The 19,178-nt window shown below is 69.3% G+C and carries 19 protein-coding genes and 1 pseudogene; 14 read left to right on the plus strand and 6 right to left on the minus strand.

What is annotated here, in order from left to right:
* Positions 1-45 precede the first annotated feature (45 nt).
* Positions 46-1,074: a ketol-acid reductoisomerase gene (gene ilvC, locus E3T37_RS02195; RefSeq protein WP_134365217.1), complete on the plus strand. Its 1,029-nt coding sequence runs from the start codon at positions 46-48 to the stop codon at positions 1,072-1,074.
* Positions 1,075-1,280: 206 nt separating this feature from the next.
* Entirely contained in the window at positions 1,281-2,417 is a 1,137-nt protein-coding gene (locus E3T37_RS02200) for a hypothetical protein (protein WP_241994527.1), read from the plus strand.
* 60 nt (positions 2,418-2,477) lie between these two features.
* On the opposite strand, the pseudogene E3T37_RS02205 reads toward E3T37_RS02200, so the two are convergent.
* Positions 2,478-2,759, minus strand: a pseudogene (locus tag E3T37_RS02205) (alpha/beta fold hydrolase); the annotation flags it as partial.
* Positions 2,760-2,932: 173 nt separating this feature from the next.
* On the opposite strand from E3T37_RS02205, the gene E3T37_RS02210 reads away from it, so the two are divergent.
* Genes E3T37_RS02210 through E3T37_RS02220 form a run of 3 tightly spaced genes read left to right on the plus strand, consistent with a single transcriptional unit; the run spans position 2,933 to position 4,929 of the window.
* On the plus strand, positions 2,933-3,991 hold the full coding sequence (locus E3T37_RS02210) for a zinc-dependent alcohol dehydrogenase family protein (RefSeq protein ID WP_134365218.1): 1,059 nt from the start codon (positions 2,933-2,935) through the stop codon (positions 3,989-3,991).
* Positions 3,992-4,027: 36 nt separating this feature from the next.
* A complete protein-coding gene (locus E3T37_RS02215) occupies positions 4,028-4,564 on the plus strand; it encodes a DNA polymerase III subunit gamma/tau (RefSeq protein ID WP_134365219.1) in 537 nt (178 codons plus the stop codon).
* Positions 4,561-4,929, plus strand: coding sequence for a hypothetical protein (locus E3T37_RS02220; protein ID WP_134365220.1), 369 nt, complete (start codon positions 4,561-4,563; stop codon positions 4,927-4,929). Before E3T37_RS02215 ends, E3T37_RS02220 begins: the two co-directional genes overlap by 4 nt.
* A 10-nt stretch (positions 4,930-4,939) precedes the next feature.
* Here the strand turns inward: E3T37_RS02220 and E3T37_RS02225 are convergent, their stop codons facing one another.
* On the minus strand, positions 4,940-5,335 hold the full coding sequence (locus tag E3T37_RS02225) for a DoxX family membrane protein (RefSeq protein ID WP_134365221.1): 396 nt from the start codon (positions 5,333-5,335) through the stop codon (positions 4,940-4,942).
* Positions 5,336-5,432: 97 nt separating this feature from the next.
* On the opposite strand from E3T37_RS02225, the gene serA reads away from it, so the two are divergent.
* On the plus strand, positions 5,433-7,025 hold the full coding sequence (serA, locus tag E3T37_RS02230) for a phosphoglycerate dehydrogenase (protein WP_134365222.1): 1,593 nt from the start codon (positions 5,433-5,435) through the stop codon (positions 7,023-7,025).
* A 12-nt stretch (positions 7,026-7,037) separates the two neighbouring features.
* Here the strand turns inward: serA and E3T37_RS02235 are convergent, their stop codons facing one another.
* Positions 7,038-7,631, minus strand: coding sequence for a TetR/AcrR family transcriptional regulator (locus E3T37_RS02235; protein ID WP_134365223.1), 594 nt, complete (start codon positions 7,629-7,631; stop codon positions 7,038-7,040).
* 113 nt (positions 7,632-7,744) lie between these two features.
* Between E3T37_RS02235 and E3T37_RS02240 the strand changes: the two genes are divergently transcribed.
* A complete protein-coding gene (locus tag E3T37_RS02240; RefSeq protein ID WP_370262106.1) occupies positions 7,745-9,250 on the plus strand; it encodes an MFS transporter in 1,506 nt (501 codons plus the stop codon).
* A 23-nt stretch (positions 9,251-9,273) separates the two neighbouring features.
* Here E3T37_RS02240 and E3T37_RS02245 read toward each other — a convergent pair whose 3' ends face one another.
* Positions 9,274-9,540 (minus strand): DUF6458 family protein, encoded by a 267-nt coding sequence (locus tag E3T37_RS02245; protein ID WP_134365224.1) that lies wholly within the window; start codon positions 9,538-9,540, stop codon positions 9,274-9,276.
* A gap of 101 nt (positions 9,541-9,641) precedes the next feature.
* Between E3T37_RS02245 and E3T37_RS02250 the strand changes: the two genes are divergently transcribed.
* From E3T37_RS02250 to E3T37_RS02260, 3 genes are read left to right on the plus strand one after another with little or no spacing between them, the layout of a single operon-like run.
* The gene (locus tag E3T37_RS02250) at positions 9,642-10,709 is read left to right on the plus strand and encodes a 3-isopropylmalate dehydrogenase (RefSeq protein WP_134365225.1); all 1,068 of its coding nucleotides are present in this window, start codon (positions 9,642-9,644) and stop codon (positions 10,707-10,709) included.
* On the plus strand, positions 10,706-11,872 hold the full coding sequence (locus tag E3T37_RS02255; RefSeq protein ID WP_134365226.1) for a branched-chain amino acid aminotransferase: 1,167 nt from the start codon (positions 10,706-10,708) through the stop codon (positions 11,870-11,872). The genes E3T37_RS02250 and E3T37_RS02255 overlap by 4 nt, the downstream gene beginning before the upstream one ends.
* Positions 11,869-12,633 carry a fumarylacetoacetate hydrolase family protein gene (locus E3T37_RS02260; RefSeq protein WP_134365227.1) on the plus strand — a complete coding sequence of 255 codons (765 nt, stop codon included), beginning with the start codon at positions 11,869-11,871 and terminating at the stop codon, positions 12,631-12,633. The genes E3T37_RS02255 and E3T37_RS02260 overlap by 4 nt, the downstream gene beginning before the upstream one ends.
* 17 nt (positions 12,634-12,650) lie before the next feature.
* Here E3T37_RS02260 and E3T37_RS02265 read toward each other — a convergent pair whose 3' ends face one another.
* A complete protein-coding gene (locus E3T37_RS02265) occupies positions 12,651-13,292 on the minus strand; it encodes a TetR/AcrR family transcriptional regulator (RefSeq protein WP_134365228.1) in 642 nt (213 codons plus the stop codon).
* Positions 13,293-13,386: 94 nt separating this feature from the next.
* On the opposite strand from E3T37_RS02265, the gene E3T37_RS02270 reads away from it, so the two are divergent.
* Positions 13,387-14,406 (plus strand): NADP-dependent oxidoreductase, encoded by a 1,020-nt coding sequence (locus E3T37_RS02270; RefSeq protein ID WP_134365229.1) that lies wholly within the window; start codon positions 13,387-13,389, stop codon positions 14,404-14,406.
* A gap of 48 nt (positions 14,407-14,454) precedes the next feature.
* Complete coding sequence (locus E3T37_RS02275) at positions 14,455-15,165, plus strand: type 1 glutamine amidotransferase domain-containing protein (RefSeq protein ID WP_134365230.1); 711 nt, start codon at positions 14,455-14,457, stop codon at positions 15,163-15,165.
* A gap of 139 nt (positions 15,166-15,304) precedes the next feature.
* Here the strand turns inward: E3T37_RS02275 and E3T37_RS02280 are convergent, their stop codons facing one another.
* Entirely contained in the window at positions 15,305-16,429 is a 1,125-nt protein-coding gene (locus tag E3T37_RS02280; protein WP_134365231.1) for an aminotransferase class V-fold PLP-dependent enzyme, read from the minus strand.
* Between the two features lie 81 nt (positions 16,430-16,510).
* Here E3T37_RS02280 and E3T37_RS02285 point away from each other — a divergent pair, with 81 nt between their 5' ends.
* A complete protein-coding gene (locus E3T37_RS02285; protein WP_134365232.1) occupies positions 16,511-17,518 on the plus strand; it encodes a LysR family transcriptional regulator in 1,008 nt (335 codons plus the stop codon).
* Between the two features lie 11 nt (positions 17,519-17,529).
* Positions 17,530-19,050 carry a glutamate--tRNA ligase gene (gene gltX, locus E3T37_RS02290; RefSeq protein WP_134365233.1) on the plus strand — a complete coding sequence of 507 codons (1,521 nt, stop codon included), beginning with the start codon at positions 17,530-17,532 and terminating at the stop codon, positions 19,048-19,050.
* Positions 19,051-19,178 lie beyond the last annotated feature (128 nt).

Genomic DNA, 19,178 nt, shown 5'->3' on the forward strand with positions numbered 1-19,178 from the left:
TCTCCACCAGCTCGACCCAATCCCCACACTAAGGAGAATTACCCCGTGTCTGAGATTTACTACGACAAAGACGCCGACCTGTCGATCATCCAGGGCAAAAAGGTAGCCGTCATCGGCTATGGCTCGCAGGGCCACGCCCACGCGCAGAACCTCCGCGACTCGGGTGTCGAGGTCGTCATCGGCCTCAAGGAGGGCTCCAAGTCCAAGGCCAAGGCCGAAGAGGCCGGTTTCACCGTTCTCAGCACCGCCGAGGCATCCGCCTGGGCCGACGTCATCGTCATCCTCGCGCCCGACCAGGTGCAGCGTCACCTGTTCGCCGCCGACGTCCTGCCGAACCTGGCCGAGGGCAAGGCCCTCGTCTTCGGACACGGCTTCAACATCCGTTTCGGCTACATCCAGGCCCCCGAGGGCATCGACGTCGTCATGGTCGCCCCCAAGGGACCGGGCCACACCGTGCGCCGTGAGTACGAGGCCGGCCGCGGCGTCCCCGTGATCGTGGCCGTGGAGAAGGACGCGTCGGGCCAGGCCTGGCCGCTCACCCTCAGCTACGCCAAGGCGATCGGTGGCCTGCGCGCCGCCGGCATCAAGACCACGTTCACCGAAGAGACCGAAACCGACCTCTTCGGCGAGCAGGCCGTTCTCTGCGGCGGCGCGTCGCAGCTGATCCAGTACGGCTTCGAGGTTCTGACCGAGGCCGGCTACCAGCCGCAGGTCGCCTACTTCGAGGTGCTGCACGAGCTCAAGCTCATCGTCGACCTGATGTGGGAGGGCGGCATCGCCAAGCAGCGCTGGAGCGTCTCCGACACCGCAGAGTACGGCGACTACGTCTCCGGCCCGCGCGTGATCGACCCGCACGTCAAGGAGAACATGAAGGCCGTTCTCGCCGACATCCAGAGCGGCGCGTTCGCCGAGCGGTTCATCCAGGACCAGGACGCTGGAGCGCCGGAGTTCCTCGCCCTGCGCAAGAAGGGCGAAGAGCACCCGATCGAGGCCACCGGCCGCGAGCTGCGCAAGCTGTTCGCCTGGAACGCCTCTTCCGACGACGACTACGTCGACGGCGAAGCCGCGCGCTAACACCCAAGCGCGTATCAACAACGGGGCCGATCCACACGATCGGCCCCGTTTGCGCGTTAAAACCGCTGATGGCCCGGGGCATGCGTCCGGGGTGCTTGCCGCGGCCGGCAGGTGTTTAACATGGTTTCCAGTGGATGAACCCGGCCGCTTCCACTTTCCTCACGCGCGGCCAGCAGACATCGACGACGGCAATCGCAGGTGAACCCATGGGCAAGCAGACGACACGGCAGCAGAGCGGGCATCCCCACTCCCTCGACGCGGTGAACGACCTGCAGAGGCATATTTCCGGTCTCGTGATCACGGTCGGCGACACCGGCTACGACGAGGTCAGACGCGTCTGGAACGGCATGATCGACCGCCACCCGGTCGCGGTCGTGCGGGCTGCCGATGCGGGCGACATCGGTCCGGTGGTGCAGTTCGCCCGCGCCCACGGCCTCACCATCGATAACCTGGTCGCCGCCGAGGTCCTGACCGCGGCGGGGGAGAACGTGACGGCGAGCGACTCCGAGAACTCCGAACTGCTCTGGGGGCTGCGCGGAGGCGGCGGCAACTTCGGGGTGGTGTCCACGTTCACGTTCCAGGCGCATCCGCTGCCCGCCGAGGTGTTCTCCGGCAACCTCGTCTACGGTCGGGACCGCTGGCTGGAGGCGCTCCGCGCCTTCGAGGCCTGGACCCGAGACCTGCCCGCCGAGCTGACCTCGATCATCAGCTTCCTGGTGCCGCCGCCCGGCTGGGAGCCGGGGGACGACCCGCTGATGCTGCTCGGCTTCGCCTGGGCGTCACCGGACATCGCGGCCGGCGAGGAGATCGTGGACCAGACTGCGCCGGGCCGCGCCGCCCGACGCCGAGGTGGTCGAACCGGCGCGCTGGACCGCATGGCAGTCTGCCGTCGACGAGCTCTTCCCCCGGGGCGTGCGTGGGTACTGGAAGAACACCTCCTTCGACCGGCTCGACGACGACGTGATCCAGGTCATCGCCCGCCGGGCGGCCGAACAGACCTGGCGTGGGACGGGATTCGACATCCACCACATGGGCGGCGCGGTCGCACGGGTCGACGAGGAGGCCCCCCGTTCCCGAACCGGGCGGCACAGTTCTGGCTGAACATCTACGGCTTCTGGCCCGATGCCGCCGACGACGAAGCCCGGATCGCGTTCGTGCGCGGGTTCGCCGCCGAGATGGAGCCCTTCGCCTCGGGCTGCCAGTACGTGAACTTCCTCGGGGCGGAACCTGACCAGGACCCGCTGGCCGCAGCATTGGCCGTCTTCGGGCCCGCGAAACTCCGGCGCCTCAGCGGGCTCAAGCGCACCTGGGACCCGCACGGCGTCGTTGACCCGGTTCAGTAGGGCGACACCGTTCGCGGTGTGCCGGAAGTACCCCGGCTCGAAGACGAGCACCTGGCGCACGAGCGACGGATGCCGCAGCGCCAGCTGCAGCGCCACGATCCCGCCGGCGCTCGCGCCGAAGACCGCGGCGGGGGCGAGGCCCAGCGCCCGAAGCAGCGCCGCGGCGTCGTCGGCGTGCCGGGCCGAATCACACGGCCAGTCCTCGCGGCCGCTGCGCCGGGTGCCGCGAGGTTCCCACGTCACCACGGTGAAACCGGCCAGGCGCTCGGCGATCGGCCGGAACATCTCGGCGTCGTCGCTGGCGGCACCCATGAGGAGCACCGGCGGACCGGCGCCGCGCACTTCGGCGTACAGCCGGCATCCGTTCAGGTCATACCAGCCGATGCGCGGTTCCGGGGCGCCGGTAAGGGCGAAGGGATTGCCGTGGGACTCCCCATCCGTGATGGAAAAAGTCTACGGGAGTACCGTGTTCGACGCCGGGGGAATACCCGGAACCCGTCGACGAAGGAGTCACCATGAAGGCGCTTGTTTACCACGGTCCCGGCAAGAATGCCTGGGAGGACGTGCCCGACCCGACGATCGTCGAGTCGTCCGACGCGATCGTGCGGGTCGACACCACCACCATCTGCGGCACCGACCTGCACATCCTGAAGGGCGACGTTCCGGCCGTGCAGGAGGGCCGCATCCTCGGGCATGAGGGCGTCGGCACGATCACGGCGGTCGGCAACGCCGTGCAGAGCCTCGCGGTCGGCGATCGCGTCATCATCTCCTGCATCAAGTCCTGCGGGCACTGCGTGAACTGCAAGACCGGGCTGTACTCGCACTGCCTCGGCGACGAGGGAGCGTCCGGCACGGGCTGGGTCTTCGGCCACCTCATCGACGGAACCCAGGCCGAGTACGTGCGGGTGCCGTATGCGGAGAACTCCCTGCACAAGCTCCCGGAGGGAGTGAGCGACGAGCAGGGCGTGATGCTCTCCGACATCCTGCCCACCGGATTCGAGATTGGGGTTCAGTACGGCCGGGTCAAGCCGGGTGACGCGGTCGCCGTGATCGGGGCCGGGCCGGTCGGGCTGGCTGCCATCGCGACGGCCGGGCTGTACGGCGCCGGCACCATCATCGCCGTGGACCTGGACGAGAACCGTCTGGAGCAGGCGCGCCTGTTCGGGGCGACGGATGCCGTCGTCTCGGGCGCCGCCGACTGGAAGGAGCAGGTTCTCGCCCTGACCGACGGCGCCGGAGTCGACGTGGCGATCGAGGCGGTGGGGATCCCGGAGACCTTCTCCATGGCCCTCGACGTCGTGCGTCCCGGGGGCAACGTGGCCAATGTCGGCGTGCACGGGAAGTCCGTCGAGCTGCACCTGGAAAACCTGTGGATCCAGAACATCAACATCAGCATGGGGCTGGTGAACACCAACACCACGCCCATGCTGCTCAAACTGGTGGCCCAGCACAGGATCCCCGCAGAGAAGCTCGGCACGCACCGGTTCAGCTTCGACCAGATCCTGGACGCCTACGACACCTTCTCCCGCGCTGCCGAGACGAAGGCCCTGAAGGTCGTGATCAGCCGGGTGTGACCATCCGAGTGTGATCAGACTCGGTACGCTGGAGCCATGACTTCTGGAACCGGCAACGGCGATAATCGGGACAGCGACGCCCTGGGCTGGGCCGGAGACGACGACCCCACGCTGGCGTCCGGGACCGAGACGGGGCGCCCCGGCGCGGCCGTCGAGAGACCCGCCGAGGCCCCTGCCGAGCAGGCCGGTGAGCCCGACATCTCCGAGGTGCCGGAGGGCTGGACCGTGGCGGGCCCGACCGCGGCCGTGGAAGCCGCCGAGGCAGCCCGCGGGCGGGTGCCGATGAGTTCCCTGACTCTGGTCGCCCTGGGCGTCTTCGGCGGCGTCTACCTGCTCTACACGATCGGCTGGTTCGTCGGCGTCGGCCGGATCCAGAACCCCCTGGTCGACGTGCTGGGCCAGTTCATGTTCTCCCTCGGACTCTGGCTGGCCGTCGCCGCTCCCGCGGTCTGGTTCGCGGTGACGTTCTGGCTGACCCGCACCCATCCGAGAGCGCGGATCGGCTGGCTGCTCCTCGGGGTGGTGCTGCTCGCGCCGCTGCCGTTCATCTTCGGAAACGGGGCGAGCGCATGAGCGACGCGAAACTGACGACATCCGCTGCCGCACCCGCCTCCCGGCGCCATACCCCGCGCTGGCTCCGTTTCGGGATCGCCATCGTGTTCGGCCTCTTCTACGCGTACGACATCTGGGAGGGGATCGGCAACCTGGTCGGCCTGAACCAGACCGCGCAGGGCCTCGACACCCAGTTCAGCGGCTTCGGCCTGTTCGTGCTGCTGACCGGCATTCTGCTGCCCATCCTCGTCTACCTGCTGGCCGCCTGGCTCGGCCGTGCCAGGGGAGCGGGCGCCCAGGCGGCGCTGTTCCTCGCCGGGCTCTGCCTCAACGCGGCCATCGCCGCCGACATCTTCATGTTCGGACTCGGCAGTCTGATCGCCTGACCGGGTCCGGTCAGAGAATGGCCACCACGATCAGGCCCATCAGCACGAGCTGCCCGATCAGGCGCGGCACGAGGGGGATGGCGGCGGGGCCGAAGCGGTCCGGGTAGCGGGCGGCGAAGGCGTTCGCCGGGAAGACGGCGGCCAGAAAGACCACCAGGCTCACCCCGGCTGTAACAATCGTGCTACCGATCAGCAGACCGATGCCGCCGGCGATTTCGCAGAGACCCGTCACGATCACCAGATTCCGAGGGCTCAGCGGCCCGGCGAAACGCAGTCGTGGCGGGATCATCGCGGCCATCGTGCGTGCCACGGGCGGCAGGAAGTGGGTGATCCCGGCCCCGATGAAAACCACGGCCAGAACGATGCGGAGTGCCCACTGGACGTCCGGGAAGGTAACGATGCTCATGCCCCCATTCTGCAGCCGATAGAATATTGCCATATCGGGCGCCCCAGGGTCGCGGCGCATTCAACGCTTTTACGCTGCTATCGGAGGATCCGTTTTCGTGTCAAAACCAGTTGTCTTGATTGCTGAAGAACTATCACCTGCCACCGTCGACGCCCTCGGGCCCGACTTCGAGGTTCGCTCCGTAGACGGCACAGACCGGGTTGCTCTGCTCAATGAGCTGGCCACCGCCCACGCCGTGCTGGTGCGCTCCGCCACGAAGGTGGATGCCGAGGCCATCGCCGCCGCACCGCTGCTCAAGGTCATCGCCCGTGCGGGCGTCGGCCTCGACAACGTCGACATTAAAGCGGCCACGGCCGCGGGCGTCATGGTCGTCAATGCCCCGACCTCCAACATTATTTCCGCAGCAGAACTGACCGTCGGCCACATCATCAGCCTGGCCCGTCACATCCCGGCCGCCCACGGCGCGCTGGCGCAGGGGCAGTGGAAGCGCTCCAAGTACACCGGGGTCGAGCTGTACGAAAAGACCATCGGCATCATCGGCCTCGGCCGGATCGGCGCCCTGATCGCGGCGCGCATGCAGGCCTTCGGCACGAACATCATCGCGTACGACCCCTACATCACCTCCGCCCGGGCCCAGCAGCTCGGCGTGCAGCCGGTCGGCCTGGACGAGCTTCTCGCGCAGTCGGACTTCATCACCATCCACATGCCCAAGACGCCCGAGACCAACGGCATGATCGGCGCCGAGCAGTTCAAGCTGATGAAGCCCACCGCGTTCGTCGTGAACGTGGCCCGCGGCGGCCTCATCAACGAGGACGACCTCTACGACGCCCTCACCGCAGGCACGATCGCCGGCGCGGGCCTCGACGTGTTCGTCAACGAACCGCCGACCGGGTCGAAGCTGCTCGGCCTCGACAACATCATCACCACGCCCCACCTCGGCGCGTCCACGGACGAGGCCCAGGAGAAGGCCGGCGTCTCCGTCGCCAAGTCGGTTCGCCTCGCCCTGTCGGGTGAGCTCGTCCCCGACGCGGTCAACGTCGCCGGCGGCGTCATCGACCCCTACGTGCGCCCCGGCATCCCGCTGGTGGAGAAGCTCGGCCAGGTTTTCTCCGGTCTCGGCGCCCACAGCCCGCTGACCAGCGTCGACGTGGAGGTGCGCGGCGAGCTCGCCGACTACGACGTGAGCGTGCTCCGGCTCGCCGCACTCAAGGGCATCTTCACAAATGTCGTCAGTGAGACCGTGTCCTACGTCAACGCGCCGCTCCTGGCCGAACAGCGCGGCGTCGCCGTGCGCATGATCACCGACAAGGAATCGCCGGAGTACCGCAACGTCATCACGCTGCGCGGCGCCCTCGCGGACGGCTCGCAGGTGTCGGTCTCCGGCACCCTGACCGGCACCAAGCAGATCGAGAAGATCGTCGAGATCAACGGCTACGACGTCGAGGTTCCCTTCGACGAACACCTGATCGTGATGCTCTACACGGACCGTCCGGGCATCGTCGCGGTCTACGGCCGTGAGTTCGGCGAGGCGCAGATCAACATCGCCGGGATGCAGATCGCCCGCCACGTGGCCGGCGGCAAGGCCCTCAGCGTTCTCACGGTGGACTCGCCCGTTCCGGCCACCCTGCTGGCCAAGGTGCGCGACGCGATCGAGGCCGACATCATGGTCGAAATCGCCATCACCGAGTAATCACCCGAGTAGTCACCCGATCGCGGGTCGCTCGGCCATTCGCCCGATCACGGCCAGCAACCGGTCCAGTCTCGCCGCCGATGTCTCATCGGCGGCGAGCCGGCCCGGGGTCGCGAGGGTGGATTCGTAGTACAGCCCGTCACTGATGAGCATGATCGTCTCGGCCACGTCCGGGTCTCCCACCGCCTCCTCGATAGCGCTCAGCCACTGGCGCCGAGTTGAGGCCAGGGTGCGGTTGGCGAGCGGATGCGCCCCCTGCGCCAGGCAGACGGCGGCCCCGATCGCCTGGTCGAGGGGAGTGCCCTCGCTCATCGACGTGCGGATCAGGTAGTCCACCGCGCCCGCCGGCGCCGCCCGGATCCGCTCGACATCGTCGGCCACGAGCGCGTCCAGCCGCGACAGGAGCCCTTCGATCAGGGCGTCCTTCGAGCCGAAGTGGTAGAGCAGGCCGCCCTTGGAGAGGCCGGCGGCCGCGGCGACCGCCTCGAGGGTGCTCGCCCGTTCGCCCTGGTCGATCAGCAGCTGGGCGAAGGCGTCGAGGAGGCGATCGCGCGTGGGGGAGGGGCGCGGCGCGGTCCCGGCCGGGGAAGCGGGGGCAGAGGTCATGGTGCTACTATACCGTCTGGACGGTTTACTTCACCGTCCGGACGGTACAGTCACCGTCCCTGAAGCCGAAAGCAGTCGTCACCGTGTCCAACTCCCTCCGTGAGACCAGCCCCATTGCAGCCGAGAGCCGGGTGATCAGCTCCCGCCGCCGGTGGTGGGCCCTGGTCGTTCTGATGCTGCCCGTGCTCCTGGTATCGATCGACAACACGGTGCTCAACCTCGCCCTGCCGGCCATTTCCGAGGACCTCCGCCCGACCGGAACCCAGTTGCTCTGGGTGATCGACATCTACCCGCTCATGCTCGCCGGGCTCCTCGTGGCCATGGGCAGCCTCGGTGACCGGATTGGCCGGCGCCGGCTGCTCCTGATCGGCTCGGCCGGCTTCGGAGCCGTCTCCGTCGTGGCTGCCTTCGCCCCCAGCATCGAGTGGCTCATCATCGATCGCGCCGTGCTGGGTTTCTTCGGCGCCATGCTGATGCCTCCGACGCTGTCCCTGTTGCGGTCCGTCTTCACCGACCGCAACCAGCGCCGACTGGCCATCGCCATCTGGGCGAGCGGTTTCGCCGCCGGCAGCGCCCTGGGCCCCGTCGTGGGCGGCGTGCTGCTGGAACACTTCAAGTGGGGCTCCGTCTTCCTGCTGGCGGTGCCGCTGCTGGTGCCGCTCCTGGTGCTCGGCCCGCTGCTGGTGCCCGAATCCCGCGACCCGAACCCCGGGCGCATCGACGCCCCGAGCATCGCGCTCTCACTGGCCACCATGCTGCCCGTCGTCTACGGCATCAAGGCCGTTGCCGAAGCCGGCGCCACGCTCCCGGCCCTGGCTCCGATCGTGCTCGGCCTCGCCGCGGGCATCCTCTTCGTCCGCCGCCAGGGCCGGCTCACCCACCCGATGATCGACCTCGCCCTGTTCCGGCAGGGCGCGTTCAGCGGGGCGATCGGCGTCAACCTGCTGAGCGTTGTCGCACTCGTCGGCGGGCTGTTCTTCGTGTCCCAGTACCTGCAGCTCGTCCTGGGCCTCTCACCGCTGGCGGCCGGGCTCGTGCTCGTGCCGGGGCTGGTGGCCATGATCGTGTCCGGCCTGGTCATCGTTCCGATCGCCCGCCGGGTGCGGCCGTCGATCGTGGTGCCGGTGGCACTGCTGATCTCGGCGTGCGGCTATGCGGCCGCCGCGCTCGGCGGGGCGAACCTGGACGCGGCCGGCATCGCGCTGGTTTTCGTCGCACTCGGGATCGGAATCGGCGCCGCCGAGACGGTGTCGAACGAACTGATCGTGGCGAGCGCTCCCGCGGACAAGATGGGAGCGGCATCCGCTGTCGGGGAAACCGCGTACGAGCTCGGTGCGGTGCTCGGCACGACGATCCTCGGCACCATCCTGACGGCGAGTTACCGCAGCGCTGTCGTGCTGCCGGAATCGCTGACAGCGGCGCAGCGCGCGGCCGCATCCGAGACGCTCGGCGGCGCCGTGGCCGTGGCCGCCGGGCTGCCGGCCGGCCGGGCCGACCTGCTGCTGCAGTCCGCCCGCGACGCGTTCGCGGGCGGGATCGGGCCCACGGCCTGGATCGGGGCCGGGCTGGTGCTGGCGGCGGCGTTGGTGGCGCTGATCACCCTGCGCAAAGCCACCTGAGCCGCCGCCAGCGTGCCGTACTGCTAAAGACCGTTCGTCTGGATGTCGTCGACGGAGCTCTTCTGTGAGGTGACCTGCTCGCCGCTCGCCGGGTCGATGGCGCTGCGGGTGGTGGTCAGGGTGCTGCGCTTGCGGGTGAGCAGGACGATGCCGAGGATGGTGATGACGGCGCCGGCAGCCATCAGGATGTAGCCGACCAGCTCGATGTCCATCCACTCCACGGAGACGTTCAAGGCGAACACCATGACGGCGCCGACGACGAGGAGGAAGATTCCGAATCCGATACTCATGCTGACTGCTTTCTGTTGGTTGTCAGGAATTGTCCAGCTTAGACACTTCATGTGTCGCAGTAGGGTTTATCTACAGCCAACGTCCAGACATACGGAGTCGAATGTCCCCTCAGATCAAGCTCGCTGTCATTCCCGGAGACGGGATCGGCCCCGAGGTCGTCGCCGAAGCGGTCAAGGTCCTGGGTGCCGCCACGGCATCAGAGGACGTGTCTTTCGACCTGACCTGGTTCTCCCTCGGCGCGACCCGGTTCCTCGAAACCGGTGACGTGCTCACCGACGAGGACCTCGGCTCGATCGCCGGCCACGACGCCATCCTGCTCGGCGCCGTCGGCGGGACCCCCGGGGACCCCCGTCTCAAAGACGCCAACATCGAACGCGGACTGCTCCTGAAGCTGCGCTTCTCGCTCGACCACTACGTCAACCTGCGCCCGAGCGTGCTGTTCCCGGGTGTGCAGAGCCCGTTGGCCGCCCCCGGCAACGTCGATTTCGTCGTCGTGCGCGAGGGCACCGAGGGCCCGTACGTCGGCAACGGCGGCGCCATCCGCCAGGGCACGGCACACGAGGTCGCCAACGAGGTCTCCGTGAACACGGCCTTCGGCGTCGAGCGGGTCGTGCGCCACGCCTTCGCCGTCGCCCAGGCCCGGCCGGGCAAACACCTCACCCTCGTGCACAAGACCAATGTGCTCGTCTTCGCCGGTAGCCTCTGGCAGCGGGTCGTCGCATCCGTCGCCGCCGAGTTCCCCGAGGTGGCCGTCGACTACCTGCACGTGGATGCCGCGACGATTTTCCTCGTCACGAATCCGAGTAGGTTTGATGTCATCGTCACGGACAACCTCTTCGGCGACATCCTGACCGATCTGGCGGCCGCAATCAGCGGCGGCATCGGTCTCGCGGCCTCCGGGAACATCAATCCCGAGGGCCGGTTCCCCAGCATGTTCGAGCCCGTGCACGGTTCGGCCCCGGACATCGCGGGCAAGCAGCTGGCAGACCCCACCGCGGCCATCCTCTCGGTCGCTCTCCTCCTGGACCACCTGGGCCTCGCGGATGCGTCGACGCGGGTTTCCGCGGCCGTCACCGCGGATATCGCCGCCCGCGATCGGACGCCCCGGAGCACCTCCGAGGTGGGCGATGCCATCGTGACCCGACTGACAGACAAGGGACTCCAATGAGCCAGGCAGCACCCAGCGAGACCACACCGACCGATACCACGTCCACCGAGACCACGACCTTCCCGCTGAGCTTCGCCGTCACGCCCTCCGAGGCGGCCCGGTCGCAGGTCGAGCGCGAGGACATCCTCGCCGACCCCGGATTCGGCAAGAAGTTCACCGATCACATGGTCGCGATCGACTGGACCATCGACGACGGCTGGCACAACGCCCGCGTCATGCCCTACGGCCCGCTTCAGCTGGACCCGGCGTCCTCCGTGCTGCACTACGGGCAGGAGATCTTCGAGGGCCTGAAGGCCTACCGTCACGCCGACGGTTCGATCTGGACCTTCCGCCCCGAGAAGAACGCGGAGCGGCTGCAGCGCTCGGCCCGCCGCCTGGCACTGCCCGAGCTGCCGGTGGCCGACTTCATCGAATCGATCAAACAGATGGTCGCCATCGACGGCGACTGGGTGCCCTCGGCTCCGGAGACCAGCCTGTACCTGCGCCCCTTCATGATCGCCAACGAGAGCTTCCTCGGCGTGCGGGCCGCCCACCAGGTGGGCTACTACGTGATCGCGAGCCCGGCCGGCGCCTACTTCGCCGACGGCGTGGCCCCGATCAAGATCTGGCTCTCGACCGAGTACTCCCGAGCCGGCCGCGGCGGCACCGGTGCGGCCAAGTGCGGCGGCAACTACGCCGCCAGCCTGCTGCCCCAGATGCAGGCCTACGACAACGGATGCGCGCAGGTGCTCTTCCTCGACGGCGAGACCAGCAGCCGCATCGACGAGCTCGGCGGCATGAACGTGTTCTTCGTCTACGGCGCCGACACGATCGTCACGCCGCGCCTGACCGGGTCCATCCTCGAGGGCGTCACCCGCGACAGCATCATCCAGCTGGCCCGGGACAGGGGACTGACCGTGGAGGAGCGAGACGTGACCCTCGGCGAATGGCAGGAGGGGGTGGCATCCGGTGCCATCACCGAGGTGTTCGCCTGCGGGACCGCCGCCGTCGTCACGCCCATCTCCCAGCTCAAGGGTCCGAACCTCGAAATCGGCGACCCGGATGCGCCGGCCGGCCGGATCACGATGGCGCTCCGCCAGGAACTGACCGACATCCAGTACGGCCGCCTGCCCGACCGCCATGGCTGGCTCACCCGCCTCGACGCCCCGGCCGGAACCGCATGAAGATCGCGCGGTTCAACAATGACGGGCTGATCTCGTTCGGGATCATCGACGACGACGAGCTGGTGGTGCTCAAGGGCGACCCGATGTTCGCGGGCTACGACCCCACCGGCCAGCGCGTCCCCGTGCGCGACGTGAAGCTGCTCGCCCCGGTGATCCCGCGGTCGAAGATCGTCGGGATGGCCTGGTCCTACTTCGCCGACGAAGACGAGCAGTCCGTCGCCATGGACTCCGAGCCGCGGTTCTTCCTCAAGCCGAACACCGCCGTCGTGGGCCCGGGCGACCCGATCGTGCTGCCGGCCGCGTCGCGGGACGTGCGGGTGGAGGGCGAACTCGCCATCGTGATCGGCAAGATCACGAAGAACGTGTCCGTGCTGGACGCCGAGGACTCCATCTTCGGCTACACGATCGCGAACGACGTCACCGCTGTTGACCTGCGCGAGCGGGACGGGCACCTGACCCGGGCGAAGAGCTTCGACTCGTTCTGCCCGCTCGGCCCGGTCATCGACACCGAGTTCGACTGGACCGGCCTCTCGATCGAATCCCGCATCAACGGTGAGACCTTCCAGGAGGGCACCGCGGCGCTGCTCAAACACACCGTGGCGGAGATGATCTCCTTCGTCTCCGGCGTGTTTACCCTGCTGCCGGGCGATGTCATCCTGACCGGGGCCCCCGGCCGGGCCCGCGCCGTCGCCGACGGCGACACCGTGCAGGTCGAGATCGCGGGCATCGGCGTGTTGTCGAACCCGGTGCGCCGGGCCTGAGCCCGGCCGCGCGACTGTCAGCCTGCTGCGGGCGCGTCCTGCGGAAACCAGGCCCGAATCTGGTCCAGCGCCGTGTCGAGCAGGGCGACCGACTCGGCCGCGTTGACCCGGGCGAGGAGCATGGCGCTCATCCCCAGTGAGGCCAGGGTCCTCGCACGCTCAGGGGCGCAGTCAGGCCCGGATTCTCCCGGCGCCGACCCGGCCGCCCGGAGGGCGTCCTGAAGGGCGCGGGTCAGCTCCGACCGGTAGTCGTCGACGACCTGGCGGGCCGGGTCGTCGTGGGCGGCGAGGCCCGCGGCGCAGTTCACGAGCAGGCAGCCGCGGCGGGGGGAATCCTCCGGCAGGGCGCACACCGCCGAGCGGAGTTCCGCGAAGTAGGCGATCAGTGACGCGCGGCCGGCCGAGGGGCCGACCCCGGCCCCGGCCCCGGCCCCGGTCAGGATGCGCAGGCGCGGCCGGATCACGGTGTCCTGGTAGTCCTCGACGGCGGCGTCGAAGAGGCCGCGCTTGCTGCCGAACGCGTGGTAGATGCTGGATCGCTTGAGTCCGGTGGCGGCTTCCAGATCGGCGAGGGAGGCCGCGTCGAAGCCCTTGTCCCAGAACAGGTCCCGGGCCGCCTGCACGACGGTGATGCGCTCGAAGCTCTGCATCCGTCCCATCGCGTTTCCTCCAAATTTCCTGTAAGTGGTTTTGTGTATCGCTCAGTACACAATATATTAGACCATCCGTTACAAAATAGCAGAGGAGCCCCCGATGGCCTCGTCCACCACCAGCACCCAGATCCAGCTCGCCGCGCGCCCCACCGGCTGGCCGACGGATGCCGACTTCAGCACCATCCGGATCGACCTGCCCGAGTTGGCCGCCGGCCAGGTGCGCGTCGCCAACGAATTCGTGTCGGTCGACCCCTACATGCGCGGTCGGATGAACGACGCCAAGTCCTACTCCGCGCCCTACGCGCTGGGGGACACCATGACCGGCGGGGCCGTCGGCCGCGTGGTCGCCTCGGCCTCCGACTCGGTTGCCGTCGGCGACGTGGTCGTGCACCAGTTCGGCTGGCGCGACCTGGTGCAGGAGGATGCCGCCGGATTCCGGGTCGTCCCCGAGCTCCCGGGCGTGCCGCTCTCCGCCTACCTCGGCGTGCTCGGCATGACCGCCCTCACCGCCTACGTCGGCCTGCTCGAGGTGGCCGGACTCAAGGAAGGCGACACCGTCTTCGTCTCCGGCGCCGCCGGCGCCGTCGGCAGCATGGTCGGCCAGATCGCCAGGCTCAAGGGCGCCAAGCGCGTGATCGGCTCGGCCGGTTCGGCCGAGAAGGTCGCCCTGCTGACCGAGAAGTACGGCTTCGACGCCGCCTTCAACTACAAGGACGGCAACATCGCCGAGCAGCTCGCCGCCGCCGCTCCGGACGGCATCGACGTCTACTTCGACAACGTCGGCGGGGAGCACCTCGAGGCGGCCCTGGCCACCTTCAACGATGGCGGCCGTGCTGCCCTCTGCGGCGCGATCTCCGTGTACAACAACACCGAGGCATCTGTCGGCCCCCGTAACCTGGCGAACATGATCGGTCGAGGCCTGACCCTCAAGGGCTTCATCGTGGGCAACTACGTGCAGCACTTCGCCGCGTTCTCCACCGACATGGCCGGCTGGCTCGCCTCGGGCGAGGTCGTCTTCGACGAGACGGTCGTCGACGGGATCGACAACGCGGTCGAGGCGTTCCTCGGTCTCATGCGCGGTGAGAACACCGGCAAGATGGTCGTCCGCACGAACGTCTGATCGACCCGACAGCATCCTTTTCATACGATCACAATCTCTGGAGAAACCATGAATTCAGTACTTTTCGTCGTCAGTGCCGCTGACCACTGGACCCTCAACGACGGCAGCCTGCACCCGACCGGTTACTGGGCCGAGGAGCTCGCCGAACCGCACCGCCTGTTCACCGAGGCCGGCTGGCAGATCACCATCGCTACGCCGGGCGGCGTCGCCCCCACCATCGACGCGGGCAGCCTGACGCCTGCGGCCGCCGGTGGCGAAGACCGCGCCGAGGCCATCGTCGCGTACCTCGACACGATCGGCACCGAACTCGACGAACCGCGCTCGATCGATAGCGTCACGGTCGCCGACTACGACGTCGTCTTCTACCCGGGCGGTCACGGCCCGATGGAAGACCTCGCCGTCGACGCCGTCTCCGGCGCCATCATGACCGAGGCCCTCGACTCCGGTCGCATCCTCGGCGTGCTCTGCCACGCACCGGCCGCGATGCTCGCCGCCAAGCGCGCCGACGGTAGCTGGCCGTTCACCGGCTACCGGATGACCGGCTTCACCGACGAGGAGGAGACCCTCGGCGGCCTCGCCCCGAAGGCGAAGTGGCTCGTGCAGAGCCGCCTGGTCGAACTGGGCGCCGACTTCGTCGCCGGCGAGGCGTGGGGCGAGCACATGGAGATCGACCGCAACCTTTACACCGGCCAGAACCCGGCCTCCTCGGCCGCCCTCGCTACCGCGATCATCGCGGCCGTAACCGAAAAGACCGCCTGACCACCCCGCCGAGCCGTGAGTTCCGACCCTCTTTTTCGCTTTTTGAGGGGAGTTGCTCACCGCTCGGCGGACCGCGCCCGGGCTTGACGGTGGGTTGCGGGTCCGGACCGGCGGGCGGCGGGCGGCGGGCGGCGGATTGTCAGGGGCGGAGGGCGCGGAGGGCGTCGGCGACGTCGTCCTCGTCGTTCCAGAGGTGGAAGGCCACCCGCGCCCGACCGGCCCGGCCCGAAGCGGTGAGCCCCGCCTGGGTGAGCCGGTCCAGGTCGGTGCCGTCGGCATCCGGCCAGGTCACGATCGCCTGGCCGGCCGGCGCCAGGCCGAGCCCGGTGCAGAGGGTGTCGCCCAGCGCCACGGCGTGATCGCGCACCTCGGCCAGGTCGAGCCGGCCGAACAGGTCCAGCGCGGGCTCGGCGCCCACCCAGGCGTTCCAGGCGGGGGAGACGTCGAACCGGCGCGCGTCGGTCGCGAGGTCCATGGCCGGTCCGTAGCAGGAGGCCCATGGGTCCCGGCCGGCGTACCAGCCGGCCTGCACGGGGAACAGCCGGGCGGCCAGGCGCTCGGTCACGGTCAGGAAGGCCACGCCCCGGGGAGCGCAGAGCCACTTGTAGCTGTGGCAGATGGTGGCGTCGAAGACGGATGCGTCCACCGGCATCCACCCGGCGGCCTGCGTCGTGTCGCAGAGGGTGAGGCTCCCGTGCCGTGCGGCCGCGGCCCTGATCGCCACGGTGTCGGCGACCGCGCCGGTGGCCGACTGCACCAGCGACCAGGCCACGAGCCAGGTGTCGGCGGTGATTCCGGCGGCCAGCTCAGCCAGCGGCAGATGCCGCACGGTGACCCCGCGGTGGGCCTGGCCGAGGAAGGGAAACACCATCGAGCTGAAGTCGCCGTCAACGCAGAGCACCTCCGCGCCGTCGGGCACGCTCGCGGCGAGCAGGCCGGCCAGCACGGATGCCTGCGACCCGATCGCGACCCGGCTCACCGGAACGTGCACGAGCCCCGCGTACGCGTGCCGAACCCGCTCGACGGCGGCGGCATAGCCCGTCGCCGAGGCCTGTCCGAGCGCCCACGCCTCGGCGTCCGCGCGAAGGGCCGCCTCCGTCTCCCTGGTCGGCAGCCCCAGCGTGCAGGCGGCCAGGTAGCCGCGGCCGCCGCGGAACCGGGCGCGCGCCTCCCGCACCCCGATGTGGGGCGGCAGCTCCGGCAGCTCCGGCAGTTCCGAGCGCGCGTCGGTCGAACGCGCGGCGGGGGAGTCGATCGGATTCATTCCTCCAGCATGCGGCGGGGGCATGCATTCGACAACAGCCACTAAATGATGTGAAACATAGCCGCAGGTTATGATTCGGGAATGACTCCCGTCGCCCCGCCCGTTCTCGATGCGCAGAGCCTGCGCGTCGTGGGCGCCATCGCCGCCCACGGGTCGATCACCGCGGCGGCCGCCGCGCTGGGCTACAGCCAGCCGGCCGTGAGCCAGCACCTCAAACGGCTGGAACAGCGCATCGGCATGGCCGTGATCGAGCGCGTCGGCCGCGGCGTGCGGCTCACCGAGGCCGGCCGGCTTCTCGCCCGGCACGCCGTGACGGTGACCGTCGCCCTGGAGGCCGCGTCCGGAGAGCTGGCCGAGCTGCAGGGGCTGCGGGCCGGCCAGGTGAGGCTGGCGGCCTTCCCCTCCGCCTCGGCCACGATCGTGCCCCGGTTGATCGCGGATCTGCGGAGCCGGCATCCGGGTATCACCGTCACCTACGTCGAGGCCGAGCCGCCGGAGGCCGTGGCTCTCGTGCGCGAAGACGACGCCGACCTGGCGATCACCTTCAGCTACCCCGGCGACCGGGTCGACCCGCACCGGGCCAGCGCGCACGGCCTGGTCGTGACCACGCTCCGCCGGGACGAGATGCTGCTCGTGTTGCCGGCCGGCCACGCGCACGCCGGCGACGACGCGGTCGACCTCGCCGACCTGGCCGGGGAGAACTGGATCGGCGGATGCCCGCGGTGCCGCGGTCACCTGCTGGAGCTCTGCGAGCACAGCGGTTTCACGCCCCGCATCTCCTACGAGACTGACAACACGGCTGCGGTGCTCGGCCTCGTAGCGGCGGGAATCGGCGTCGCGATGCTGCCCGCGCTGGCCGTCGGTGCCGGGCTCGCCCCCGCATCCGTCGCGGCGCACCCGTCGGTGAGCATCCGCCCGACCCTGGCCCGGGACCACCGCACCCTGCACGCGGTCACGGTCGCCGGTGCCGCCGGAGTGCCCGCCATCGCCGCGACCCTGCGGCGTCTGGCCGCGCTCACCGCGCTCACCGCGCTCACCGCGCTCACCGCGCTCACCGCGGCCGCCCCGGCCGGGGCCGTCGCCAACTAGACTCGATGTCGATGTCTGAGACAATAGCGCACCCGTTTTCCACCGCCACCGGCACCGACGTCCGCGTTCGGTTCTGCCCCTCGCCGACCGGAACGCCGCACGTCGGCCTCATCCGCACGGCCCTGTTCAACTGGGCTTACGCCCGGCACACAGGTGGCACGTTTATCTTCCGGATCGAGGACACCGACCCGGCCCGTGACACCGAGGAGAGCTTCGTGCAGCTCCTCGACGCGCTGCGCTGGCTGCGCCTGGACTGGGACGAGGGCGTCGAGGTCGGCGGGCCGCACGGCCCCTACCGCCAGTCCGAGCGCTACGACATCTACGCCGACGTCATTGAGAAGCTCAAGGCATCCGGCCACATCTACGAGAGCTTCGCCACCGGTGAGGAGATCGAGGTGCGCAATGTCGCACGCGGACGCGATCCCAAGGCCGGCTACGACAACTTCGAACGCGATCTGAGTGACGAGCAGAAGGCAGCCTTCCGCGCCGAGGGCCGTTCGCCGGCGTTGCGACTGAAGGTGCCGGACACGGACATCTCCTTCGACGACCTGGTTCGCGGCGAGATCACCTTCCCGGCCGGCTCGTTCAGCGACTTCGTCGTGGTGCGGCCCAACGGGCATCCGTTATACCCGTTCGTGAACCCGGTCGACGACGCCATGATGGGCGTCACCCACGTGCTGCGCGGCGAAGACCTGCTCTCCTCCACGCCGCGCCAGATCGCGCTGTACCACGCGCTGATCGACATCGGGCTGGCTACGTTCGTGCCGCGCTTCGGGCACATGCCCTACGTGATGGGGGAGGGCAACAAGAAGCTCTCCAAGCGCGACCCCGAGTCCAACCTGTTCCACCACCGCGCTCGCGGCTTCGTGCCGGAGGGCCTGGTCAACTACCTGTCGCTGCTCGGCTGGTCGCTCGCGAGCGACCGCGACGTGTTCACGATCGATGAGATGATCGCCGCGTTCGACGTTGTCGACGTATTGCCGAACCCGGCCCGCTTCGACCTCAAAAAGGCCGAGTCGCTCAACGGCGACCACATCCGCCTGCTCGACCCCGCGGACTTCGCCGCTCGGGTCATCCCGTACCTGGTGGCCGCCGGCGACGTGACGGAACCGCTGAGCGAGGTGCAGCAGGCCATCCTCGAGGCCGCGGCCCCGCTCGTTCAGGAGCGCATCGCCCTGCTCGGTGAGGCGCCCGGCATGCTCGGCTTCCTGTTCATCGGCGGCGACTCGCTGGCCTACCAGCCGGATGCGCTCGCCTCGCTCCCGAAGAATTCCCAGGAGATCCTCGCCGCCTCCACCGCGGCGCTGCTGGACATTCCCGAAGCGGAATGGACGCACGACCGCGTGCACACCACGCTCACCGAGACGCTGATCGACGGCCTCGCACTCAAGCCCCGAGTGGCCTTCGGCCCGTTGCGGGTCGCCGTCTCAGGCCGCCGCATCTCGCCGCCGCTGTTCGAGTCGATGGAGATCCTCGGCAAGGCGGAGTCCGTGCTGCGGCTCACCCGCCTGGCGGCGCACACCCTCGAGTAACCGAGGCTCCGGGCGGAGGTGGGCCCTGGCTCGCCACCGCCCGGCTCCGCCCGGCTCCGCCCGGCTCCGCCCGGCTCCGCCCGGCTCCGCCCGGCTCCGCCCGGCTCCGCCCGGCTCCGCCCGGCTCC

Origin of the sequence: Cryobacterium sp. TMT2-10 (genome assembly GCF_004403075.1) — a bacterium.
Classification (GTDB): domain Bacteria; phylum Actinomycetota; class Actinomycetes; order Actinomycetales; family Microbacteriaceae; genus Cryobacterium; species Cryobacterium shii.

Coding starts and splice junctions, on each gene's coding strand:
- E3T37_RS02200 (WP_241994527.1), top strand. CDS start 1,281: ATGGGCAAGCAGACGACACGGCAGCAGAGCGGGCATCCCCACTCCCTC.
- E3T37_RS02210 (WP_134365218.1), top strand. CDS start 2,933: ATGAAGGCGCTTGTTTACCACGGTCCCGGCAAGAATGCCTGGGAGGAC.
- E3T37_RS02215 (WP_134365219.1), top strand. CDS start 4,028: ATGACTTCTGGAACCGGCAACGGCGATAATCGGGACAGCGACGCCCTG.
- E3T37_RS02220 (WP_134365220.1), top strand. CDS start 4,561: ATGAGCGACGCGAAACTGACGACATCCGCTGCCGCACCCGCCTCCCGG.
- E3T37_RS02225 (WP_134365221.1), bottom strand. CDS start 5,335: ATGAGCATCGTTACCTTCCCGGACGTCCAGTGGGCACTCCGCATCGTT.
- E3T37_RS02235 (WP_134365223.1), bottom strand. CDS start 7,631: ATGACCTCTGCCCCCGCTTCCCCGGCCGGGACCGCGCCGCGCCCCTCC.
- E3T37_RS02245 (WP_134365224.1), bottom strand. CDS start 9,540: ATGAGTATCGGATTCGGAATCTTCCTCCTCGTCGTCGGCGCCGTCATG.
- E3T37_RS02250 (WP_134365225.1), top strand. CDS start 9,642: ATGTCCCCTCAGATCAAGCTCGCTGTCATTCCCGGAGACGGGATCGGC.
- E3T37_RS02255 (WP_134365226.1), top strand. CDS start 10,706: ATGAGCCAGGCAGCACCCAGCGAGACCACACCGACCGATACCACGTCC.
- E3T37_RS02260 (WP_134365227.1), top strand. CDS start 11,869: ATGAAGATCGCGCGGTTCAACAATGACGGGCTGATCTCGTTCGGGATC.
- E3T37_RS02265 (WP_134365228.1), bottom strand. CDS start 13,292: ATGGGACGGATGCAGAGCTTCGAGCGCATCACCGTCGTGCAGGCGGCC.
- E3T37_RS02270 (WP_134365229.1), top strand. CDS start 13,387: ATGGCCTCGTCCACCACCAGCACCCAGATCCAGCTCGCCGCGCGCCCC.
- E3T37_RS02275 (WP_134365230.1), top strand. CDS start 14,455: ATGAATTCAGTACTTTTCGTCGTCAGTGCCGCTGACCACTGGACCCTC.
- E3T37_RS02280 (WP_134365231.1), bottom strand. CDS start 16,429: ATGAATCCGATCGACTCCCCCGCCGCGCGTTCGACCGACGCGCGCTCG.
- E3T37_RS02285 (WP_134365232.1), top strand. CDS start 16,511: ATGACTCCCGTCGCCCCGCCCGTTCTCGATGCGCAGAGCCTGCGCGTC.
- gltX (WP_134365233.1), top strand. CDS start 17,530: ATGTCTGAGACAATAGCGCACCCGTTTTCCACCGCCACCGGCACCGAC.